Source organism: Mesorhizobium sp. WSM4884 (assembly GCF_029625675.1).
GTDB lineage: Bacteria > Pseudomonadota > Alphaproteobacteria > Rhizobiales > Rhizobiaceae > Mesorhizobium.
Window position 1 is genome coordinate 1 of the sequence record NZ_JARTVO010000050.1, and the last position, 1,343, is coordinate 1,343.

At 64.0% G+C, this 1,343-nt stretch carries 1 protein-coding gene; it reads left to right on the forward strand.

The genetic code is table 11. From position 1 onward, the window contains the following. Positions 1-98: 98 nt before the first annotated feature. The gene (locus P9236_RS30610) at positions 99-1,295 is read left to right on the forward strand and encodes an IS256 family transposase (RefSeq protein ID WP_278078204.1); all 1,197 of its coding nucleotides are present in this window, start codon (positions 99-101) and stop codon (positions 1,293-1,295) included. Positions 1,296-1,343 lie beyond the last annotated feature (48 nt).

Consider the following 1,343-nt stretch of genomic DNA (forward strand, 5'->3'; position numbering starts at 1 on the left):
GGTAGTGTGCTGAGAGTTCTGCAAATTCGCTGCGAGAGGGCGGTCATGGCAGGCTGGTGATGTTCAACGTCACCGATTCCCTCGCGAGGAACGCCACCATGACCAAGAGTGAAGGTAAGACCGCCAGCGCCGCCGTCAAAGACATTCTTCTTTCGAATCCCGACGAGCTGGGTGAAGTGATCCGCACCGTGCTGCAGGAAGTGCTCGAGGCCGAGATGGACGAGGCGCTGGGCGCTTCGAAGAGCGAGCGCACCCCAGAGCGTCTCGGTTACCGCTCAGGCCACTACGGCCGCACGCTTATCACCCGTGTCGGCAAGCTCGAACTGCGGGTGCCGCAGGACCGGGCTGGTCGCTTCTCCACCGAGCTGTTCGAGCGCTACCAGCGCTCCGAGCGCGCCTTGGTTGCGACGCTGGCGGAGATGTACGTGCAAGGCGTATCGACCCGCAAGGTCAAGGCGATCACCGAGGAGCTGTGCGGCCATGCCTTCTCGGCCTCCTCGATCTCGGCCATCAACAAGCGGCTGGACGAGAGCCTGCAGGCCTTTGCCGAGCGGCCGCTTCAGGAGCCCTTTGCCTATCTCATCCTCGACGCCCGCTACGAGAAGGTGCGCGAGGCCGGCGTCGTCATGAGCCAGGCGGTGCTGATCGCGGTCGGCATCGACTGGGATGGGCGGCGCCAGATCCTGGCCGTGGAGATGGCCAATCGCGAGAGCCGCTCGGCCTGGAAGGACTTCCTCGTGGCGCTGAAGGCGCGCGGCCTCAGGGGCGTCGAGCTGGTCGTGTCCGACGATCATGCCGGTCTCGTCGCGGCGATCGGCGAAGTGATCCCCGAAGCGGCCTGGCAGCGCTGCTACGTGCACTTCCTCAGGAATGCGCTCGACCATCTGCCGCGCAAGCACGGCGACGACTGCCTGCAGGAGCTCAGATGGCTCTATGACCGGCGCGACCTCGCCGAGGCCAAAGCCGATCTCGCCGCGTGGCTGGCCAAATGGTCGGCGCGCTATCCGCGGCTGACCGCCTGGGTGGAAGAGAGCATCGACAACACGCTCACTTTCTTCCGCCTGCCGCGCCAGCACCACAAGCACTTGAAGAGCACCAACATGCTGGAGCGCCTCAACGAGGAGATCAGGCGCCGCACCTATGTCGTGCGTATCTTCCCCAACGCAAAAAGCTGCCTGCGCCTGGTCAGGGCGCTTGCCGTCGAGACCCACGAAAACTGGATGGAGGCAAACCGCTACATCAACATGGATGACCTGCGCGAGCACAAGAAGCTCGCTCTACGCCAAGCCGCATGACCAGCAATATGGCCGCCCCTTTTTTGCAGAACTTGACGCACACAACCC